Here is a 20,161-nt window from a genome sequence, read left to right as displayed (position 1 = left end):
CGTCGAAGGGACGTGTCGCATGGCAACCGCACCGGACGACTACAGCGTAGTCGCGGACCCGGAGCGCGCTCTCAAGTAGGCGGTCCAGCGCATCAAGGGTGATCGCGCCGAGATCATCGAAGGGCTCATCGAAGCTGTGCCGCCGACCTGGGAACACGAAGGCGCCCTTGAGGACATCCGGGACCAGATCTCATTCGGATAGCACCCGCGCCAGCGCCCGCAGGAAGTCCACCACCCCCGCCGGGCCCGGGACCGTGAGGTCCGCCCGGGCGGACAGTTCGGGCACCTCCTCGCTCGCGCTGCACAGCAGCAGGCCGGGGACACCGTCCGCGCGGAGTCTCTCGACGGCCGCGTACGCGGGGAGGTCGCCCAGGTCGTCGCCCGCGTACAGGACGGACCCGGCGTTCAGGGCGCGTACGCGGTCGGTGAGGGCCTTGCCCTTGTCCATGCCCGGCGGCCGCAGCTCCAGGACCAGGCGGCCGGGCTCCAGGGCCAGGCCGTGGCGGGCGGCCAGCCCGGTGAGGGGCGCCACGAGCGCGGCGAACGCGGCGGCGGGGTCCTCCGCGCGGCGGGTGTGGACGGCGACCGCGCGGCCCTTCTCCTCGATCCAGGTGCCGGGCCACGCCCCCGCCCGCTCCAGCACCGCGGGCAGCTCCGCCCGCACCGCCGCGATGCCCGGGTGCTCGGGGCCCGCCTCGACCTGGCCGGTCGCCGCGTCCCAGCGCTCGGCGCCGTAGTGGCCCAGGACGACGAGACCCTCCAGGCCGGGCACCCCGGCGAAGCCGCCGTACCGGACCGCGACCCCGGCCGGGCGGCCGGTCACCACGGCGACGCACGCGACGTGCGGGGCCAGCGCCGCGAGGGCGGGGACGGCGCCCGGGTGGGCGCGGGCCTGCCCGGGGTCCGCGACGATCGGGGCGAGGGTGCCGTCGAAGTCGACCGCGATCACCGCGCGGGAGGGGCGCTCCAGGATCGCTGCGAGTCCCTCACGGCCGGCGGCCGTGGCGGGGCGGTGCAGGGGCGCGGGCATGTCTTCCTGGGTGGTGGACATGTGTGCGTACCTATCCGGGGCGGACCCCGCTGACACCTGTCGCCTCAGCGGCGGGTCTCGCGGATGGCGCGGACGCGGCGGAGCCGGTTGACCGTGACCGGGTCGTGGGCCAGCGCGGACTCGTCGTCCAGCAGGGCGTTCAGGAGCTGGTAGTAGCGGACCGGCGACACGCCGAGCCGCTCCCTGATGGCGCGTTCCTTGGCGCCCGGTCCCGGCCAGGAGCGGCGCTCCATCGCCAGGACCGTGCGCTCAGTCTCACTGAGCGGCCGGAGCCGCGGGTCCTCGGCGGTCATATCAGCCAACTTACGGCACGCCCCTGACAGCGGCCCGCAGCCCGGCGGGCGCGGGCCTCCCGACGGGCAGGGGCCTCAGCCCTTCAGGCCCGACTCGGCCGCCCGCGCGTCCTTCGCGATGTCCTCCAGGACGGTCTTCGGGTCGCTGTCCGGCGCCACCGCGCGCCCGATGTTCTTCTTCACGCTCTCGCTGACCCGGGCCCAGGACTTCTCGCCCACCGGGTACAGCTCGGACCCGGGCAGCTGCTCCAGGAACGGCTTCAGCGCGGCGTGCGTCTTGTCCGCCTCCATCCTGTCGCTCGCGGTGACCGTGACGGGCAGGATGTCGTAGCGGTCGGAGAAGGACACCACGTTCTTGTCCTCGTACACGTAGTCGAGGAACGCGCCGATCTCCTTGCGGTGGCCGTTCTGCTTGAACGCCATCATCCAGTCGGCCACGCCCATCGTCGCCTTGGCCTTGCCGTTCGCGCCCGGCAGCGGCACCTTGCCGACCTTGATGCCGGCCTTCTCGGCGGTGTCCATCAGGGTGGGGTGCCCGTTCAGCATGCCCACCTCGCCACGTGCGAACGCGTCGAAGGCCTGCTGCCGGTCGAGCTTGCCGGGTGCGACGGGCCCGGTCAGCCCCGCGCCGACCAGGTCGTCCTTCAGCCAGCTCATGGTCGAGACGTTCGCGGGCGAGTCGATCTGGTACGCCGTGTTGGTGGCGTCCCGGTAGCCGCCGCCCCCGCTGAGCAGCCACATCATGGCCTCGGCCTGTGCCTCCTCCGCGCCGAGCGGCAGCGCGAACGGGGTCTTCACACCCTCGGCCTTCAGCTTCTGGGCGGCGGCCTTCAGCCCGGCCCAGGTCTTCGGCGGCTCGGCGCCCGCCTGGGTGAACAGGTCCTCGTTGAAGAACAGCAGCCGCGTGCTGGCGCCGAACGGCATCCCGTACTGGACCCGGTCCACCTCGCCCGCCTGCCGCAGCAGCGGCATGAAGTTCGACTGGGTCGGAACGGAGACCAGCTTCTCCACCGGGTACAGCTTGCCCTCGCGCGCGAAGTCCGCGTACGCGCCGATCTGGGCCAGGTCCGGCGCCTCGCCGCGCGCGACCATCTCGGCGACCTCGCGGTCCACGTCCTTCCAGGAAAGGACGGTGACCTCGATCTTCACACCCGGCGTCTTGCCCTCGTACGCGCGCGCCAGCTCGTCCCAGTACTTCTGGGACGTGTTGTCGTCGTTGCTGCCGTAGTCGGCGGCCACGAGCTTGAGGGTGACGTCCCCGGAGCCCTCGCTCCCGCCGCAGCCCGACAGCGTCGCGGCGATCGTCAGTGCGGCCACGGCCGCGGTCAGTCCCTTGTAGCGGCGTCGCTGCACTGCCGTACCACCCTCACTCGCCTCGGACGTGTCGCACTCACCCACGCGTGAGCTGCGTTTTCGCCAAACACCTTTCGTTAAGCGAAGGATAAGAGGTCTACACCTAGGTCTAAACCACGGGGGTCACCTCCGGTTTGTATGACGCGGCAACAATCCTTCCCAAGTGGACTAGACCTTTCGCGGTGATCAGGTGACACTGTCTCCCGTGGAACACGTCATCGCCCTCGATGTGGGCGGCACCGGGATGAAGGCCGCCCTGGTCGGGGCGGACGGCGCACTGCTGTACGAGGCACGCCGCCCCACCGGACGCGAGCGCGGCCCCGACGCCGTCGTGGAGTCGATCCTCGGCTTCGCCACGGACCTGCTCGCCGCCGGCGAGCAGCGGTACGGGGTGCGCGCCGCGGCGGCGGGGATCGCCGTCCCCGGCATCGTCGACCCCGAGGCCGGCCTCGCCGTGTACGCCGCGAACCTCGGCTGGCGGGACATACCGCTGCGCGCGCTGCTCGGTGCCCGGCTCGGCGGCCTGCCCGTCGCCCTCGGCCACGACGTCCGCGCCGGCGGCCTCGCGGAAGGCCGCGTCGGGGCGGGCCGGGGCGCCGACCGGTTCCTGTTCGTACCGCTCGGCACCGGTATCGCGGGCGCCATCGGCATCGACGGCGTCATCGAGGCGGGCGCGCACGGCTATGCCGGGGAGATCGGCCACATCGTGGTACGCCCCGGGGGCCCCGACTGCGGCTGCGGCCAGCGCGGCTGCCTGGAGACCCTGGCCTCGGCCGCCGCGGTGAGCCGCGCCTGGGCCGGGGCCTCCGGTGAGACGGAGGCGGACGCCGCCGACTGCGCCAAGGCCGTCGAGGACGGCGACCCCCGGGCCGTACGGGTCTGGCGGGACGCGGTGGACGCGCTCGCGGACGGTCTCGTCACCGCGCTCACCCTGCTGGACCCGCGCACCCTGATCATCGGTGGCGGGCTCGCGGAGGCGGGGGAAACCTTGTTCTCACCCCTCCGGGCCGCCGTCGGGGAACGCGTCACGTTCCAGAGGCTGCCCTCCATCGTGCCGGCGGCCCTCGGGGACACCGCAGGCTGCCTGGGCGCGGGGCTCCTCGCCTGGGACCTCCTCGCGACCGATTCGGAAGGTGACGCCTGATGGCCGCTCACGACCCGCTGAAGGCTCTCACCGGCGCCCGCGTGGTCCTGCCGACCGGGATCGCGGACAGCGCCACGGTGACCGTCCGGGGGGCGGAGATCGCGGGAGTCACGACAGCGGACGCCGCCGGAGGCGGGGCCGGCGCCGCGCCGGGACCGACGGCGGGCGGCGGGGAATCCGTGCGGGCCACCGCCCCCGGCACCCCGGGAGTCCCGGGGGGTGCCGAGGTCCTCGACCTCACCGGCTGCTGGCTCGTTCCCGGCTTCGTCGACCTGCACAACCACGGCGGTGGCGGCGCCTCCTTCACCTCCGGGAGTCCCGACGAGGTCCTGCGCGGCATCCACACCCACCGGCTGCACGGCACCACCACCCTCGTCGCCTCCACGGTCACCGGCGACCTCGCGTTCCTCGCGCACCGTGCGGGCGAACTGGCCGAGCTGGCCGAGCAGGGGGACATCGCGGGCATCCACTTCGAGGGCCCGTTCATCTCCCCCTGCCGCAAGGGCGCCCACAGCGAGGCCCTGCTGCGCGACCCGGACCCGGCGGAGGTGCGCAAACTGATCGACGCGGGCCGCGGCCACACCCGCATGGTGACGCTCGCGACCGAACTGCCGGGCGGCCTCGACTCCGTACGGCTGCTCGCGGAGCACGGCGTCATCGCCGCCGTCGGGCACACCGACGCCACGTACGAGCAGACCGCCGCCGCCATCGAGGCCGGCGCCACCGTGGCCACGCATCTGTTCAACGCGATGCCGCCGCTGAACCACCGCGCACCCGGCCCGATCGCCGCGCTGCTGGAGGACGAGCGGGTCACCGTCGAGCTGATCAACGACGGCACCCACCTCCACCCGGCCGCCCTGGAGCTGGCGTACCGTCACGCGGGCCCCGGCCGCGTCGCGTTCATCACCGACGCGATGGACGCCGCGGGCTTCGGGGACGGGGTCTACCGCCTCGGCCCCCTTGAGGTGGAGGTGAAGGACGGGGTCGCGCGGCTGGCCGAGGGCGGCGCTATCGCCGGGTCGACACTGACGCTCGACACCGCGTTCCGCCGGGCGGCGACCGTCGACCGGCTGCCGGTGGAGGACATCGTCGAATCGGTCTCGGCCAACCCGGCGAAACTGCTGGGCCGGTACGACCGGATCGGTTCCATCGAGCCGGGCAAGGACGCCGATCTGGTGGTCCTGGACGCCGACTTCGTCCTCCGGGGCGTCATGCGCCGCGGCGCGTGGGTGGTCGACCCCCGGGTGGGCCACCGCGCCTCCCCGGCGGACGACCGCCGGACCCCGGCCGGACAGACAGGTCGGCCGGCATGACCGGCCGGGGCACCGCGCGGCACCCCGGCTGATCCCCGCACGCATCACGGTACGGCGGCGGTCGGCCCGGGGGTCTGGGCGGGCCGCCTTCCGTTTGGCATGATCGGGCACCGTGAATTCTCCGGGCCCGGCAGGCACCGGGCAGGTGTCTACACGTCAACGGGGGTGCGGCAGCCGGTGATTCTCACGGTCACGCTCAACAGCGCGCTCGACGTCACCTGCGCCGTGCCCGCGACACTCGCGCCGCACACCGAGCACCGTGTGCCCGAGGTGACCGAGCGCCCGGGCGGCCCGGGTGTCAACGTGGCCCGGGCACTGGCGGCACTCGGCCACGAGGCGGTGCTCACCGGCTTCGCGGGTGGCCCGACGGGCGAGGCCCTGCGCGCCCACCTGGCGCCGCTCCCGCTCCGGGACGCGCTCGTGCCGGTCAGGGGCGCGACCCGCCGCACCGTGACCGTCACCGACGCGTCCGGCACGACCCGGTTCACCGAACCGGGCCCGGCCATCTCCCCCGCCGAGTGGGCGGCGCTGCTGGCGGCGTACGACGAACTGCTGCCGGAGGCGCGGGCGGTGGCGCTGTGCGGCAGCCTGCCGCCGGGCGTCCAGGTGGGCGCGTACGCGCACCTGATCCGGCGGGCGCGGTCGGCGGGCGTCCCGGTCCTCCTCGACACGAGCGGTGAGCCGCTGCGGCGGGGCATCGCGGCGCGGCCCGACATCGTGAAGCCCGACGCGGAGGCACTGGCCGCACTGACGGGCGCACGCGAGCCGTTGCGGGCCACGCGGGACGCCCGCCGCCGGGGCGCCCACGCGGTGGTCACGTCCCTGGGCCCGGAGGGTCTGCTCGCCGTCACCCCCGACGGCACCTGGCGGGCCACACCCCCGACCCGCGCGCCCGGCAACCCGCCGGGCGCGGACGACGCGGCGGTGGCGGGGCTGCTGTCGGCACTGGTGGAGGACCTTCCCTGGACCGCCCGCCTGTCCCGCGCGACGGCCCTGGCCGCGGACGAGGCCGCGTTCGCGGAACTGCTGCCCGGAGTGACGGTGACGGAGCTGGCCGCCGCGGCCTGATCACGGGCTCCGCCTCTCGGACCTCCCGCCCCTCGGGTCTCCCCGTTCCCCGAAGTCCCCGGAGGGGGCAGCCCCGACGGGGCCGAGGCACGGCCGGGACCGGCCTCAGCCCTTCTTGCCCGCCTCGCCGTACACCAGCCACACCTGGTCGAGGTACGCCTCACAGCTGTTGCCCGCCTCGCAGGACATCTTCAGGGTGTTCTCACCCTTGTCGAGCTGCATGTAGGAGTACGTGTTCGTCCAGCCCTTCTCCCAGGCCCCCTCCGGGGCCTTAGCGAAGTTGGCCATGTTGATCTCGCGCGGCTGGCCGCCGTTGACGGTCAGCGTGGCCTTGGCGTCCTTGCCCGGCACGCTGTACGTCAGGTACATCGTGTACGTGCCGTCCTCCGGCACCTCGAACTTCCAACTGGCTGCGCCGCCCACCCCGTTGAACTGCACATACGCGCCCTCGGTGCCCTTCGCGCCCGGCACGTCCGTGCCGAGCGTCGCAGGCGGGGTCAGTTCCAGGGTCGCGGCGTCACGCTTCGGGAGGTCCGGCTTGGCCGAGTCCGAAGGGGACGGCTCCGTGGACGGGGACTCCTCCGACACGCCCGTCGGCGCGGGCGCGGAGGGTGCCGACCGGGCGTCGTTGTTCTTGCCGTCGGAGTCCTTGTTCAGCATCGCCACCGTGATGCCCGCCACCACGACCAGCACCACCGCGATCGCACCGATCAGCAGGCCCCGCGTGTTCGGGCCGCCGCCCCGGCCGCCGGACTGCGCCGGGACCGGCTGGGTCGAGGCGCCACCGCCCGGGTAGGTCTCGGGCGCCGCGTACTGGGGGTGCGGCTGGCCGTACTGCGGCTGAGCCGGGGGCTGGCCGTACGCCTGGGGCGCGGCGCCCTGGGGCTGGGCCGGCGCCTGGCCTCCCCATTGCCGCTCGCCCACCGCCCGGACCTGGTTGTACGACGTGCGGGGACGCCCCGGCTGCGGCGCGGCGGCCGGACCGGGGTAGCCGTAGCCGCCCTGGTGCTGCCCCTGGGCGCCCGCTGTCTGGCCGTCGGCGTACAGATAGCCGAACGGGTCGTCGTCCTCGGGCGTGCCCGCGCCGTTGCCGCTGTTACCGGCAGCCATCCCTGCCTCACTCCTCATCCGTGCTAGCGAGGGGTCTCCGACCCCGGCGAGCCTACCTCGAACGAGGTACCACAACGGCCCCCGGAAGGCCCAACCGGCGGTTACCCCGCCCGCCTGTGCACCTTGGCCCGGGAGCGTTTCTCCATGTACATCCGCTGATCGGCGGAGTTGAGGACCTCTTCCACGGTCATCCCGCACTCCGCCCAGCCGATCCCGAAACTGGCCCCGACCCGGACCGCCCGGCCGTCCACCCGGATCGGCGGGATGATCCCGTTGCGGAGCCGTACCGCCAGGTCGGCCGCGTCCGCGGCGCCCAGACCGTCGGCCAGGACCACGAACTCGTCGCCGCCGAGCCGCGCCACCGTGTCCCCGTCGCGTACCCCGTCGGTGAGCCGCCGCGCCACCTCGATCAGCACCGCGTCGCCGGTGTGGTGGCCGAACCGGTCATTGATCGACTTGAACCCGTCCAGGTCGCAGAAGAGCACGGCCAGGCCCTTCGTCCCGTCGTCGACCCCGGCGCCGGGCGCGACCGCGTGGACATGGGTGTCGTACGGGGAGCCCGAGGCCGACGGGTCGAAGTCGAAGCCGTCGCCCCGGTAGCCGTACTCGTACTCGGCCCCGTACCCCTCGGCCCCGTACTCCGCCTCGTACGGCACCACCGGGTCGTACCCCTCCCCGTAGGCGCCGCCGTACCCCGCCGCGTCCGCCGCCGTCGCGCGGACGGCCCGGCCGCCGGGCCGGTCACAGAGCCGGGCGCTGAGCCGGGCCCGCAGCTCGGCGCTGTTGGGCAGTCCGGTCAGCGCGTCGTGCGAGGCGCGGTGACGGAGCTGGAGCTCGTGCCGCTTGCGCTCCTCGATGTCCTCGACGTGGGTGAGCAGGAAACGCGGCCCGTCGGCGGTGTCCGCGACGACCGAGTTGCGCAGCGAGACCCAGACGTACGAACCGTCCCGCCGGGCCAGCCGCAGCTCGGCCCGGCCTCCCTCGGCCGAGGTCCGCAGCAGCGTCCCGACGTCCTCGGGGTGGACCAGGTCCGCGAAGGAGTAGCGGCGCATGACGGCGGCGGGCCGCCCCAGGAGCCGGCACAGCGCGTCGTTGGTGCGCAGCAGCCGCCCCTGCTGGTCGCCGCCCATCTCCGCGATGGCCATCCCGGACGGGGCGTACTCGAAGGCCTGCCGGAACGACTCCTCGCTGGCCCGCAGCGCCTGCTGCTCCCGCTCCAGCCGGACCAGCGCCCGCTGCATGTTGGAGCGGAGCCGCGCGTTGCTGATCGCGATGGCGGACTGGGAGGCGTACATCTGGAGCGCCTCACGCCCCCAGGCGCCGGGACGGCGGCCGTTGCGGGGCCGGTCCACGGAGATGACACCGAGCAGCTCCCGCTGGCCGCCGGAGGTGTACATGGGGGCGTAGAGCCGGTCGCGGGGGTGCCACTCGTCCTCGAAGCGCGGCTCGGGCCCGTCGGTGTGCCACTGCGGTACGTCGTCGTCTATCAGCACCCAGCCCTCGGTGTGCGGTATGAACCGCAGGTCTTCCCAGGACTCGCCCATGGAGAGCCGCCGGTCCCAGGAGGCGCGGGAGCCGACCCGGCCGGTGATCAGCGCTTCGGCGGCGGCGTTCCCCGCGAAGGCGGCGACGACCAGGTCGCCGTCGGGACGGACGAGGTTGACACAGGCCAGCTCGTAGCCGAGCCCGGTGGTGACGCCGTCCGCGACGGTCTGCAGGGTGTCGGCCAGGCTGCGGGCGGTGTTCAGGTTGGCGACGACCTGGTGCAGCTGCCTCAGGGTCGCAAGACGGACGTACGGCTCCGACTCGGTCTCCATCGCTCGTTCTCCCCGAGACCTCGACAGCAACAACTCCAGGCGGTGTGATCGGCATACATGTGTGAGGTGTCACCGCCACTGAATCACAGCGAGCTGTGCACTCGGTACACAGGGTCAACAATTACTCCACTCTGTGACTCAAGTCACAGGAGGTGAGATCCAGCCCAGAGGCGCTCCCGGGGATGACGGATGGCACACGGCCCGGCACAGGCCGTCCGGTCCTAGGACTCCGGCGGGGCCCGCGCTGGTTCCCCGGTCCGATGCGACCGGGTGGCGGGCGACGTTAGCGTTTCCGGTGTGTCGCCAACAACCCGCCCTTCGGCTTCCGCGTCCCTCGCCCCCTCCGGCACCCTGACCGGGCACCCGTCAGTTGGTGCCCCGGGGGATGCTGAGGGGGTGAGCCCCGACGAATTCCGCACGGCGATGTCCCGGCTGGCCGCCGGTGTGGTCCTGGTGACGGCGGTCGAGCCGCCGCTGGGCCCCGACGGCCCGCCCGGCGAGGACGCCGGGATGACCGCGACGGCCTTCCTGTCGGTCTCCCTGGAGCCGCCGCTGGTGATGGTGAGTGTCCGGAGCGGCTCCCGCATGGACGATCTGCTGGCGGAGCAGCCGATGTGGGCGGTGTCGGTCCTGGCGGAGGAGCAGCGGCAGGTCGCGGCGCGGTTCGCGATGAAGGGCCGGCTCAGCGACCGGCTGCTGTTCGCGGACCTCCCGCACACACGGGGCGAGGAGACCGGGGCGCCTCTGGTGTCCGGCGCGCTGGCCGCACTCGAGTGCCGCACGGAACAGCGGGTCGAGGCGGGAGATCACACGCTCGTCATCGGCCGCGTGCTGTCGGCGGCGCTGCCGAAGAGCGGGAGCGGGGGGCCGCTGCTGTACTTCAAGGGCCGGTACCGGCACCTGGGCTGAGTCCGAGCCCCGGGGGTCTCCCTCCGCCCGATCGGCTCGGGGACGGTCCGAGGACGAGTGCCCCGGGAACCGGAGCCCCGGCCTCAGTCCCAGTTGCGCGGCGACCGCCCCCGCTTGGTCTCCGCCCGCTGCTTCTTCTCCCGCAGCCGCCGCTCGTTCAGCCCCTTCGGCACCTTCGTGGGCCGCCGCGGCTTCGGCGGCGGCGCCGTCGCCTCGGCCAGCAGGGCGGCGAGCCGTACCGCCGCGGTCTCCCGGTTGCGCCACTGCGAGCGGTGCTCGGACGCCCGTACCGTGAGCACGCCGCCGGCCAGCCGGCCGGCCAGCCGCTCCAGCGCCCGACGCTTCCACACCGGAGGCAGGGACTCCGTACGCGCCAGGTCGAAGCGGAGTTCCACCTGCGAGTCGCTGGTGTTGACGTGCTGTCCGCCCGGCCCGGACGACCGGGAGAAACGCCACATCAGCTCGGCCTCCGGGAGGACGACCGAGCCGCGGATGGGATAAGGACCGGGCATGGCTCCATGTTCCCGTCTCCCACACGGGGACGTCACCCTGTTTTCGAACCGGGGTCGGGCACACCGGGAGCACGCCCTGGAACCACTCCGGCGTTCTCCACGTTTAGAGCGGTGACACCGTAAGGTCACTGCACGAACCGAGCTACCGAAGCACCAAGGAAGGGACTTCCCATGGCTGTAAGCCTGTCCAAGGGCGGCAACGTCTCGCTGACCAAGGAGGCCCCCGGCCTGACCGCCGTCACGGTGGGCCTGGGCTGGGACGTCCGCACGACCACGGGCACCGACTTCGACCTCGACGCCTCCGCCATCGGCGTGGACGCCGCGGGCAAGGTCGCGTCCGACGCGCACTTCGTCTTCTTCAACAACAAGTCCACCCCGGACGGCACGATCGTCCACACCGGCGACAACCGTACGGGCGAGGGCGCGGGCGACGACGAGCAGATCAACGTCAACCTGGCGGCGCTCCCGCCGAACGTCGACAAGATCGTCTTCCCGGTCTCCATCTACGACGCGGTGACCCGCGCGCAGAACTTCGGCCAGGTCCGCAACGCGTACATCCGCGTGATCAACCAGACCGGCGGCAGCGAGATCGCCCGCTACGACCTGAGCGAGGACGCGGCCACCGAGACGGCCATGGTCTTCGGCGAGCTGTACCGCAACGGAGCCGAGTGGAAGTTCCGCGCCGTCGGCCAGGGCTACGCCTCCGGCCTGGAGGGCATCGCCCGCGACTTCGGCGTGAACGTCTAAGACCGTCAGGGCGCTTCGAGGCGCCCGTCGCAGCAGGTGTGGCCCCGGCGGCGATCAGCCCGCCGGGGCCCTACTGTGTGGCGCATGATCGTCGAACCGCTGACGCTCGGCGAAGAGGGCGCCCTGCCGGGGCCGCTGCTCACCGAGCTGACCGACCTCTACGCCTCGAACCGGGAGTTCCAGCAGCTCAGCGGGGAGTTCCCGGACCCACAGGACATCCGCCCCGAGCAGGTCGCCGCCTCCCTGGCCCGGGAGCTGGCCCGGCCGGACGCCGAGGTGCTGCTGGCCCGTTCGGAGGGCCGGGTCATCGGTGTCGCGGTGACCCTCGCCCACCACCCGCAGGACCCGGAGGACCCGGATCCGTGGATCGGCCTGCTCATGGTCCACGCCCGGGAGCACCGCATGGGCTTCGGCCGTGAGCTGGCCGAGATCGTCGAGAAGCGCTTCCGCGCGCTGGGCCGCCGGGGCATCCGCCTGGCGGTGCTGGACAACAACCCCAGGGCGCTGTCGTTCTGGCGGGCGCTGGGATACGAGGAGCTGACCCGCCGCAGGGACGCCGAGTACGGCCGGGACTGCGTGGTGCTGCACAAGCCGCTCTGATCGCGGCGCCCGCCGCAGACACCCGGCGCACGGTCAGCCCGCCTCTGTCCCAAGGCCGTTGTCAGTGGTGCCCACTAGCGTCGTGAGCGGTGGACGAGCCGTTTCCCGACGGGAGTGGATGATGACCGAGAACCGTGCGCAGGCGCCGCTCAGGGTCGTGCTGACCGACATCAACGCGGAGGTGGTGGCGGCGTGGCGGGCGGCGTTCGCGGACACGCCCGGGATCGAGATCCGCAAGGGTTCGCTGCTCGATGAGCGGGTCGACGCCTGGGTGAGCCCGACCAACTCCCGTGGGCGGATGGACGGCGGCGTGGACGCGGCGGTCAAGCGGTACCTCGGGGCGGGCATCCAGCTGCGCGTCCAGCGGGCGATCCGCGACCGGTTCGCGGGGCGGCTGCCGGTGGGCGGCGCGGTGTGCGTACCGTCCGGGGCGGTCGGCCCGAGGTTCCTGATCTCGACGCCGACGATGGAGCGGTCGGCGCAGAACGTGAGCGAGACCCTGAACGTGGCACTGGCGTGCGCGGCGGCGTTCCAGGCGATCCACCAGCAGAACAAGGAGGCGCCGGGCAGCATCGGGTCGGTGGCTCTGGTGGGCATGGGCGCGCGGACGGGCCGGGTGCCGGCGCGGGTGTGCGCGAACCTGATGTGGACGGGCTACACGCTGTTCAACGACTACGAGTTCGCGGACTACGACGGCCTGCGCGACACGATCGTGGCGCAGCTCGACGACATCGAGAAGGCGCCGCAGGAGATGCGGGTACGCATCACGCCGCCGAAGCGCCCCGCGTCCCGCCGCTGAACCTCCCCGCCGCCCAGCCCCCGCCTCTCCTCTTCCCGGAGCCACTTCTCCATGAGCGACGCCGACAGCACCACCCCGCCCTCCGCCTCCGCTCCCGGCCCGAACGACCCGCTGGCCCTCGCGGAACTCTTCAAGGACGGCGGCGAACCGTGGCTGCCGCTGCTGAAGCCGGTCATCGAGGCACAGCCGGGCGCGGCCTCGTACATCGGCCCGGCCCGCGGTCCGGACGTCGTGCCGGTCCGTGAACTGACCTTCCAGGCGCTCAAGCCGAACCCGCCGCACAAGTGGAAGGTCGTGGTCTTCGGCCAGAACCCCTATCCGAGGCCGGAGAGCGCCACCGGCATCGCCATGTTCGACAACACCTTCCACGACTGGAAGGACAGCCAGTTCGGCCGGGTCGTGAGCATCCGCTGCATCATCAAGGCAGCGGCGATGTGGAAGTACGGCATCCCCAAGAAGACCCCGATCGCGGACATCCGGGCGCTGCTGAAGAAGCAGGACACGGTCCAGCCGCCGGAGTGGTTCCAGGCGATGCTCACGCAGGGCGTGCTGCTGCTCAACGCGGCGCTCACCGCGAGCACCGGCGAGGCGCGGGGCAGCGACCGGCACGCCCTCTTCTGGCGTCCGGTCGCGGAGCAGATCGTCGAGGAGATCCTCAAGGCGAAGCAGAACGCCCCGGACGAGGAGGACCGGGGTGTCGTCTTCGCCTGGTGGGGCGCGCACGCACGCAGCCTGAAGAAGACCGTCGTCGCGCTCCAGAAGAAGTACCCCGGGGTGGACGTCCGGCACATCGACCACCCGAATCCGGCGGCCCAGGGCGACGTCTTCTGCGAGGGCGACCACTTCGGGACGGTGAACGCGGCCCTCGCGTCACTGGGTGCCGACGCGATCGACTGGCTGCCGGGCAAGGGCTGGGACCGGGCCGCGGCGGACGGGGACGGGCCGGACGGGGCGGTCGCGGAACGGATGGGCGCGTTCATCGCGTCCACGATGGAGCTGCACCAGCTGTATCTGGAGCGGCTCGCGAGCGTCAAGGACGAGGGGCTCGCCCTTCCCGCCATCACCGGCGTGTTCGACACACCGCTCATGGACTTCCAGGACGCCGTCGCCCCGGTCGCACGGCTGCTGTCCGGACTGGACCGGCACGTCAGACGGTCACACGACTTCGGCAAGAGGCGGGCCGACCAGCCTGCCGGCGGCAGCCTGTCCTCCGACGCGATCGCCGCGCTCTACCTCTACACCTGCGAGTCGGCGTTCTACCGGGAGATCAACGGGATCCTGCGCTCCCCCGACCGGGCCAGGCTGGTCCCGTACCTCCCCTACCTGCGCCTGCTGTTCTCGGCGGTCTCGGGCCTCCCCGCCCGCAAGGAGCCCCTGTGGCGCGGCGTCCCCCTGGACATGCGCGCGCAGTACCCGCTGGGCCGGACGGTGACCTGGTGGGGCGTGTCCTCGTGCACGTCCCGGCCGGGCGTGGCCCGGGGGTTCCTCGGCAGCCGCGGCAAGCGCACCCTCTTCGAGGTCCGCCCCACCAGTGCCGTGGGCATCCGCGACTTCTCCGCGTTCACCGGGGAGGAGGAGTTCCTGCTCATGCCCGGCACCCAGCTCAAGGTGACCGGCGTGAAGCCGGAACGCGGCGGCCTGTGCACCGTGCAGCTCACGGAGCTGGAAACCCCGGACACCCTGGTGTCCTGACCCCGGCCCGGGCCGCGGCCGGAGCCACGGCCGCGGTCACGGCTCGTCGGGGCGGTCGGTGCCGTACAGCCAGGTGTCCCACAGGGGCGTCAGGTCCCGGCCCGCGTGCTGTTCGGCGTAGCGGGTGAAGTCGTCGGTGGCGGCGTTGCCGTGGCGGTGCTCGGCCGGCCAGCCCTTGAGGATGCGGAAGAAGACCGGGTCGCCCACCTCCTCGCGGAGCTTCTGGAGGAGCATCGCCCCGCGTTCGTACACCGGAGCGTCCGAGATGGCGGCGGCGGAGGGCGGAGCGGCCGGGGCGAAGGCCCAGTTGGGGGTGTGGGCGTAGGCCGACTCGTGGCGGCTGCGGGCGGTGCGGGTGCCGGAGTCCTCGTCGTACAGCCATTCCGCGTACGTCGCGAAACCCTCGTTGAGCCACATGTCCTGCCAGGACCTCGGGGTGACCGAGTCGCCGTACCACTGGTGGGCGACTTCGTGGACGAGGACCGGCTCGGTCAGCGCGTCCTGGGGGAAGAGCGGGCGGGTCTGGGTCTCCAGGGCGTAGCCGAGGTCCTCACGGCGTTCGACGATCGCGCCCGCGGTGGCGAAGGGATAGGCGCCGAAGCGGCTCTCCGCCCAGGTGAGGACGGAGGGGAGACGGGAGAGGACGGAGGGTCCGCCGCCGCCGTCGGCGGACCTGCGGGGCGCCGTCTCGCGAGCCACCTGTTCGTCCGTGGCCGTGAGGACGGGGATTCCCGATTCCGTGCGGGATTCCTGCAGGTCGTACCGGCCGATGGCCACCGTCGCCAGATAGCTCGCCATCGGGGCCGTCGTCCGCCAGGTCGTGGTCGTCCTGCCGCCGGCCCTCTTCGTCGCCACGCGTTCGCCGTTGGAGAGGGCCTGGACGTCGTCCGGGACCGTGATCGTCACCGTGTACGCGGCCTTGTCGGCCGGGGTGTGGTTGCCGGGGAACCAGGCCATGGAGCCCGTCGGCTGGCCCACCGCCACCGCGCCGTCGGCGGTCGGCAGCCAGCCCTCCTCCGAGCCGTCCGGGTCGGTGATCGTGCGCGGGGTGCCCGAATAGCGGATCACCGTGCGGAACACGGCCCCGTCGTCCAGGTCGTGGCGGGGGCGGAGCGTCAGTTCGTGGCCCGCCCGGCGGACCGTCGCCCGGTCGCCGTCGACCGTCGCGCTGTGCACCGTGAGGCCCGCCAGGTCCAGGTTGAATGCGCTGAGGTCCTGGGTGGCCCGCGAGGTGATGTCGGCCGTGCCCTCCAGGTGCCGGGTCTTCGGGTCGTACGCCAGCGTGAGCGCGTAGTGCCGGACGTCGTAGCCGCCGTTGCCGAGCCTCGGGAAGTACGGGTCGCCCGCCCCGGCCGCACCCGGGGTGCCGCGCACGCCCTCGCAGCCGGTGAGCGCCGCGCCCAGGACCAGGGCTGCGGCGCTCACCGCGGCGTGACGCGTACGTATGCGGGGGCGGGGCACGCCTCGATCGTATGCGCGGCCCGTCAGTCCGTCAGGGCGGCGACGCCCGCCCGCGCGAACTTCTCGTCCAGCTCGCCGCTCGGCGCGCCCGCCACACCGATGCCCGCGACGGGCGCGCCACCGGCCTGCACCGGAACACCGCCGCCGAGGAACAGGGTGCCCGGGATGTCCTTGAGGTTCGGCGCCTGCTCCAGGCGCTTGACCAGCTCGGACGTGGGCGCGTTCCAGGACGCGGCGGTGAACGCCTTGCGCTGGGCCGACTCGTACGACTGCGGGCCCGCGCCGTCACCGCGCACGACCACGATCGGGTTGCCGTTGCGGTCGACGACCGCGACCGTGATGCGCTGGCCCTCCTTCGCGGCGGCCTTGAGCGTGGCCTGGGCGGCGCGAGTGGCGGCGTCGGCGGTGAGGTGGGTGGTGCGGGTGAGGTGGTCGGCGTCGGGGGAGGAGGTGGCTGTCAGGGCCGGGCCCTTGGCGGCGGTCGCGGGCTCGGCGGCGTTCGCGGAGAGGGCGCCGAAGGTCCCGGCGGTGAGGACGGCGGCGACGGCCGTGCCGGTGAGCAGACGCGTGCGGAGGGACTTCCTGCTCGCCTTGTGGGTGCCTGCGGTCGGGTTGGTCACGAGTGGCTCCTTGGTCGGGTCGCGATGGGTCGGTGTCTCGATCCTGCGGGTCTGACCTGCTGTTTCGCGTCGACGGTCGGGGGGACACCGAGGTCAGCCGATCGGTTGATGCCGGATGGCCCGGACGGAAGGAGGATGGGGGCGTGAACGAGCGGGAGCGGGATGCGCGGTGGCTGGCGTGGGTGATGCACGCCGCCTTCTTCGTGCTGCTCGCGGCCTCCCTCGTACGGTTCCTGCTGCGGCACCCGTGGGCCGACCGGGGCCTGTGGGTGGTCGTGCTGTCCGCCGTGCTGGCCGCCCTGTACGTGCTGGAGCCCCGGATCACGGGGCAGCGGGGACGGCGGCGGCCGGTGTGGCTGGGCGCGGTGGTGGCCGTGTGGGTGGTCCTCGTCGTCCTGGCACCGAGCTTCGCGCTGTGCGCCGTACCGCTCCTGTACACGGGGCTGCGGACCCTGCCGCCGCGTGCCGCACTGGTGCTGGTCGCGGTGCTCGCCGTGTTCGTGGTGGCCGCGCTCCAGAAGCTCTCCGACGGGGGCGTCGACCCGGTGCTGCTGGCCGCACCGCCCGCCGTGGCAGCCATCGCGACGGCCGTGTTCGTGCACGCCCAGCGGCAGGCCGACCGGCAGAAGGCACTGATCACGGACCTGATCAGGACCCGTCGGGAGCTGGCCGCGACCGAGCGGCGCGAGGGCACCCTGGCGGAGCGGCAGCGGCTGTCCATGGAGATCCACGACACGCTCGCGCAGGGACTGTCGAGCCAGCGCATGCTGCTCCAGGCGGCCGAGCGCACCTGGGACGGTGAACCGGACACCGCCCGAGGCCATGTCCGCACCGCCGCGTCCATCGCGGAGCACAACCTGGCCGAGGCCCGGCGCTTCGTCCATGACCTGGCGCCCGCCGACCTGGCCGGGGGCGGCGGCCTCGCGGAGGCGCTGACCGCGCTCGCGGGGCGCGAGTCGGCGCCCGGGCTGGAGGTGCGGGTGCACATCGAAGGCGCGGAGGGAGGCGGGATGCTCCCCACACCCGTGGCGTCGGCCCTGCTGCGCATCGCGCAGGGCGCGCTGGCGAACGTACGGGAGCACGCCGGGGCCACCACGGCGGCGGTGACCCTCACCCACCTGGACGACCAGGTGGTCCTGGACATCGCGGACGACGGGCGCGGCTTCGACCCGGCGCGCGAGCCCTCGGACGGCGAGCCTCACGCAGCCGGGGAAACCCCGGAGACCCGGGCGGACCAGGGGACCCGAGGGCACGGGCTGCCCGCGATGCGCGCCCGGGTGGCGCGGCTGGGCGGCACGCTCACGGTGGAGTCGGCGCCCGGCGAGGGCACGGTGGTGTCGGCGGCGCTGCCGGTGCGTGCGGAGGAGGGGACCCCATGAGTGTGCGCGTCCTGCTGTGCGACGACCACGCCGTCGTACGGGCCGGGCTGCTCGCCCTGCTGGCCAGTGAGCCCGGCCTGGAGGTCGTCGGGGAGGCGGGCAGCGGGGAGGAGGCGGTGGCCGCGGCGGCGGAACTGCGCCCGGACGTGGTGCTGATGGACCTCCAGCTGGGGCCGGGGACGGACGGGGTGGAGGCGACGCGGCGTATCACCGCCGGGCCCGGGGGTGTCCGGGTCCTGGTCCTCACCACCTACGACACCGACGCCGACATCACGCGCGCGATCGACGCGGGTGCGACCGGCTATCTGCTGAAGGCCGAGCGGCCCGAGGAGCTGTTCGCGGCGATCCGCGCGGCGGCCGAGGGGCGCACCACGCTGTCCGCGCCGGTGGCCGGCCGGGTCATGAACCGGGTCCGGGGTGCGACGGCCCCGGCGCTCACGGCACGCGAACGGGACATCCTGGCCCAGCTGGCCCGGGGGCTGGGCAACCGGGAGATCGCCCGCGCGCTGTTCATCAGCGAGGCCACGGTCAAGACCCACCTGGGCCGCATCTACACCAAGCTGGGCGTCGAGACCCGCGCGGGCGCGGTGGCGGTCGCGAAGGAGCAGCGGCTGCTGGCGTGACTCCCGCGCACGGACGGGACGCCGCCCGCGCGTACGGGCCTGACGCCGACCCGCCCGGGCGTGACACCCCCGCGTGGGAGCGTGACACCATCACGTACGTGCTCGACATCGGCTACTCGCTCTCCCGCCGCTTCCCCGACCCCCCGCAGACCGACTACCGGCGGGCGGACGTCCATGCCCTGCGGCACGACCTGTTCTGCGGGGACGTGTACCTGGCCGACACCGGGGCCGACCGGGAGCTGTCCACAGCCTGGGGATGGGTCCCGGTGCTGGACTTCGCGTGGGCGCTCTGCGACATCGTGGAGATGCTGGACCGCGACCCGCGCGGCAGCCGCTCGGCCACCCCCCGGTACGCGGAGCTGGACTTCACCGAGTCCACCGACCGGATGCTGTTCGAGCGGCGCTTCGGGTGGGTGGACGTCGAAGCCGAGTGGATGCCCGGCGGGGAGCCCCCGCTGACCTTCGCGCACACCGAGCTCCGTCGTGAGGCCCGGGACTTCCTCCACGATCTGATCGCGGATCTCACCGACATGCACGAGGATCTGGCCGACAATCCCGCGGTGTGGGATCTTCAGGCCCGTTTCCCCCGCTCGCCCTGAGGACTGTCGTAGCATCGGGCCCGTCCGAAGATCGTCGGTATGCGGTCCCCCGGGGCCGCAGCGGCAGGGGGTTCCGGTTGATCAGTCAGCGGATACGGATGCTCGTGACGGGCGGCACCGGCTTCGTCGGGTCCCACGTGGTGGACCGGCTCGCGGAGGCGCCCGGGGTGGAGGTGCGGCTGCTCACCCACCGCAGAGAGCTGCCGCCCCACTGGGCGGAGCGTGCGGTGGAGGCGGTACGGGGCGATCTGACCGATCCGGGCTCGCTGCGGGGCATCTGCGACGGGGTCGACACCGTGCTGCACCTGGCCGCGCACATCGGCGGGGACGAGGAGAGCTGCCGGGCCGTCAACACCGAGGGCACGCGCGCGCTGCTCGCGCAGGCGCGGCGGGCAGGCGTCCGGCGGGTCGTCCAGCTCGGCACGGCCGCCGTGTACCGGGACGAGCCGCACCGGGGTGAGCCCGAGGGGGTGCCGGCCGAGGATCCGGTGTCCCCGACGAGCGTGACACGGCTGGCCGGGGAGCGGCTGGTGCTGGCCGCCGGGGGGACGGTACTGCGCCCGCACCTGGTGTACGGGCGGGGCGACACCTGGGTGGTGCCCGCGCTGGCGCGGATGCTGCGCGCGGTGCCGCACTGGGTGGACGGGGGCCGGGCACGGATTTCCATGATCTCGGCCGACGCCCTGGCCGGTGCCCTCACGGACCTCGCGCTGGGGGCGGCGCCGGAGGGCTGGCGGGGCGGGGTGCTGCACGCGAGCCACCCGGAGCCGGTCACCGCGCGGGAGCTGGTCACGGCCGTGGGCGGCGTGCTGGGGCTGGCGCTGCCGTCGGGCGAGACGACCCGGGAGCGGGCGGCGGAGCTGCTGGCGGCGGCGGGGGTGCCGGGAAGCGCGCGGGTGGTGTCGCTGATGACGACCGACCACTGGTACGACAGCGGGCGCCTGTGGTCGATGGTCCCCTCGTCGCCGGGGCCCGCGTTCCCGGAGGCGTTCGGGACGTACGCGGGGTGGTACGGGGAGCGGTACGGGGCGGGAGTGTTCAGCTCGTCCGGCACGTGAGGACGAGCTGAAC

The 20,161-nt window shown here is 73.4% G+C and carries 20 protein-coding genes; 12 read left to right on the top strand and 8 right to left on the bottom strand.

All coding sequences use genetic code 11. The annotated features are described in order from the left end of the window. Nucleotides 1-190: 190 nt before the first annotated feature. From otsB to I3F58_RS03510, 3 genes are all read right to left on the bottom strand, one after another. Nucleotides 191-1,051, bottom strand: a complete 861-nt coding sequence (gene otsB / locus I3F58_RS03520) for a trehalose-phosphatase (RefSeq protein ID WP_240106672.1) — start codon at nucleotides 1,049-1,051, stop codon at nucleotides 191-193. A 44-nt stretch (nucleotides 1,052-1,095) separates the two neighbouring features. After that, the gene (locus I3F58_RS03515; RefSeq protein WP_240106671.1) at nucleotides 1,096-1,344 is read right to left on the bottom strand and encodes a DUF3263 domain-containing protein; all 249 of its coding nucleotides are present in this window, start codon (nucleotides 1,342-1,344) and stop codon (nucleotides 1,096-1,098) included. Nucleotides 1,345-1,419: 75 nt separating this feature from the next. Then, the gene (locus I3F58_RS03510; protein ID WP_240106670.1) at nucleotides 1,420-2,697 is read right to left on the bottom strand and encodes an extracellular solute-binding protein; all 1,278 of its coding nucleotides are present in this window, start codon (nucleotides 2,695-2,697) and stop codon (nucleotides 1,420-1,422) included. Nucleotides 2,698-2,902: 205 nt separating this feature from the next. Here I3F58_RS03510 and I3F58_RS03505 point away from each other — a divergent pair, with 205 nt between their 5' ends. The 3 genes from I3F58_RS03505 to I3F58_RS03495 all read left to right on the top strand — a co-directional run bounded on the left by I3F58_RS03505 (nucleotide 2,903) and on the right by I3F58_RS03495 (nucleotide 6,222). Then, complete coding sequence (locus I3F58_RS03505) at nucleotides 2,903-3,841, top strand: ROK family protein (protein ID WP_240106669.1); 939 nt, start codon at nucleotides 2,903-2,905, stop codon at nucleotides 3,839-3,841. Continuing rightward, nucleotides 3,841-5,154: an N-acetylglucosamine-6-phosphate deacetylase gene (gene nagA / locus I3F58_RS03500; RefSeq protein WP_240106668.1), complete on the top strand. Its 1,314-nt coding sequence runs from the start codon at nucleotides 3,841-3,843 to the stop codon at nucleotides 5,152-5,154. Before I3F58_RS03505 ends, nagA begins: the two co-directional genes overlap by 1 nt. Before the next feature lie 177 nt (nucleotides 5,155-5,331). Then, nucleotides 5,332-6,222: a 1-phosphofructokinase family hexose kinase gene (locus tag I3F58_RS03495; protein WP_240106667.1), complete on the top strand. Its 891-nt coding sequence runs from the start codon at nucleotides 5,332-5,334 to the stop codon at nucleotides 6,220-6,222. A 105-nt stretch (nucleotides 6,223-6,327) separates the two neighbouring features. Here the strand turns inward: I3F58_RS03495 and I3F58_RS03490 are convergent, their stop codons facing one another. Then, nucleotides 6,328-7,332, bottom strand: a complete 1,005-nt coding sequence (locus I3F58_RS03490) for a carbohydrate-binding protein (protein ID WP_240106666.1) — start codon at nucleotides 7,330-7,332, stop codon at nucleotides 6,328-6,330. Between the two features lie 101 nt (nucleotides 7,333-7,433). Further along, nucleotides 7,434-9,149 (bottom strand): diguanylate cyclase CdgB, encoded by a 1,716-nt coding sequence (gene cdgB, locus I3F58_RS03485; protein ID WP_240106665.1) that lies wholly within the window; start codon nucleotides 9,147-9,149, stop codon nucleotides 7,434-7,436. A 351-nt stretch (nucleotides 9,150-9,500) separates the two neighbouring features. Between cdgB and I3F58_RS03480 the strand changes: the two genes are divergently transcribed. After that, nucleotides 9,501-10,058: a flavin reductase family protein gene (locus I3F58_RS03480; protein WP_240106730.1), complete on the top strand. Its 558-nt coding sequence runs from the start codon at nucleotides 9,501-9,503 to the stop codon at nucleotides 10,056-10,058. An 83-nt stretch (nucleotides 10,059-10,141) separates the two neighbouring features. On the opposite strand, the gene arfB is transcribed toward I3F58_RS03480, so the two are convergent. Further along, entirely contained in the window at nucleotides 10,142-10,570 is a 429-nt protein-coding gene (gene arfB / locus I3F58_RS03475) for an alternative ribosome rescue aminoacyl-tRNA hydrolase ArfB (protein WP_240106664.1), read from the bottom strand. 171 nt (nucleotides 10,571-10,741) lie between these two features. Here arfB and I3F58_RS03470 point away from each other — a divergent pair, with 171 nt between their 5' ends. From I3F58_RS03470 to I3F58_RS03455, 4 genes are all read left to right on the top strand, one after another. Beyond that, nucleotides 10,742-11,317, top strand: a complete 576-nt coding sequence (locus I3F58_RS03470) for a TerD family protein (protein ID WP_240106663.1) — start codon at nucleotides 10,742-10,744, stop codon at nucleotides 11,315-11,317. A gap of 84 nt (nucleotides 11,318-11,401) precedes the next feature. Beyond that, complete coding sequence (locus I3F58_RS03465; RefSeq protein WP_240106662.1) at nucleotides 11,402-11,917, top strand: GNAT family N-acetyltransferase; 516 nt, start codon at nucleotides 11,402-11,404, stop codon at nucleotides 11,915-11,917. A gap of 121 nt (nucleotides 11,918-12,038) precedes the next feature. Then, a complete protein-coding gene (locus I3F58_RS03460) occupies nucleotides 12,039-12,716 on the top strand; it encodes a macro domain-containing protein (protein ID WP_240106661.1) in 678 nt (225 codons plus the stop codon). 51 nt (nucleotides 12,717-12,767) lie between these two features. After that, nucleotides 12,768-14,408: an ADP-ribosyltransferase domain-containing protein gene (locus I3F58_RS03455; protein ID WP_240106660.1), complete on the top strand. Its 1,641-nt coding sequence runs from the start codon at nucleotides 12,768-12,770 to the stop codon at nucleotides 14,406-14,408. Between the two features lie 36 nt (nucleotides 14,409-14,444). Here I3F58_RS03455 and I3F58_RS03450 read toward each other — a convergent pair whose 3' ends face one another. Together I3F58_RS03450 and I3F58_RS03445 are read right to left on the bottom strand one after the other, a co-directional pair. Then, nucleotides 14,445-15,869: a M1 family metallopeptidase gene (locus I3F58_RS03450; protein WP_240106659.1), complete on the bottom strand. Its 1,425-nt coding sequence runs from the start codon at nucleotides 15,867-15,869 to the stop codon at nucleotides 14,445-14,447. 23 nt (nucleotides 15,870-15,892) lie between these two features. Then, nucleotides 15,893-16,489 (bottom strand): heme-binding protein, encoded by a 597-nt coding sequence (locus I3F58_RS03445; RefSeq protein WP_240106658.1) that lies wholly within the window; start codon nucleotides 16,487-16,489, stop codon nucleotides 15,893-15,895. Between the two features lie 185 nt (nucleotides 16,490-16,674). On the opposite strand from I3F58_RS03445, the gene I3F58_RS03440 reads away from it, so the two are divergent. The 4 genes from I3F58_RS03440 (at nucleotide 16,675) to I3F58_RS03425 (ending at nucleotide 20,148) form a co-directional block, all read left to right on the top strand. Then, nucleotides 16,675-17,868 carry a sensor histidine kinase gene (locus I3F58_RS03440; protein WP_240106729.1) on the top strand — a complete coding sequence of 398 codons (1,194 nt, stop codon included), beginning with the start codon at nucleotides 16,675-16,677 and terminating at the stop codon, nucleotides 17,866-17,868. Further along, entirely contained in the window at nucleotides 17,865-18,491 is a 627-nt protein-coding gene (locus I3F58_RS03435; protein ID WP_240106657.1) for a response regulator transcription factor, read from the top strand. Before I3F58_RS03440 ends, I3F58_RS03435 begins: the two co-directional genes overlap by 4 nt. Nucleotides 18,492-18,589: 98 nt before the next feature. After that, a complete protein-coding gene (locus I3F58_RS03430; RefSeq protein WP_240106728.1) occupies nucleotides 18,590-19,090 on the top strand; it encodes a hypothetical protein in 501 nt (166 codons plus the stop codon). A gap of 77 nt (nucleotides 19,091-19,167) precedes the next feature. Continuing rightward, the gene (locus tag I3F58_RS03425) at nucleotides 19,168-20,148 is read left to right on the top strand and encodes an NAD(P)-dependent oxidoreductase (RefSeq protein WP_240106656.1); all 981 of its coding nucleotides are present in this window, start codon (nucleotides 19,168-19,170) and stop codon (nucleotides 20,146-20,148) included. Nucleotides 20,149-20,161: the final 13 nt, after the last annotated feature.

The organism is Streptomyces sp. MUM 203J (assembly GCF_022414595.1).
In the GTDB taxonomy this organism is placed as follows: Bacteria; Actinomycetota; Actinomycetes; order Streptomycetales; family Streptomycetaceae; genus Streptomyces.
This window is presented reverse-complemented; position numbering and strand designations above follow the sequence as displayed.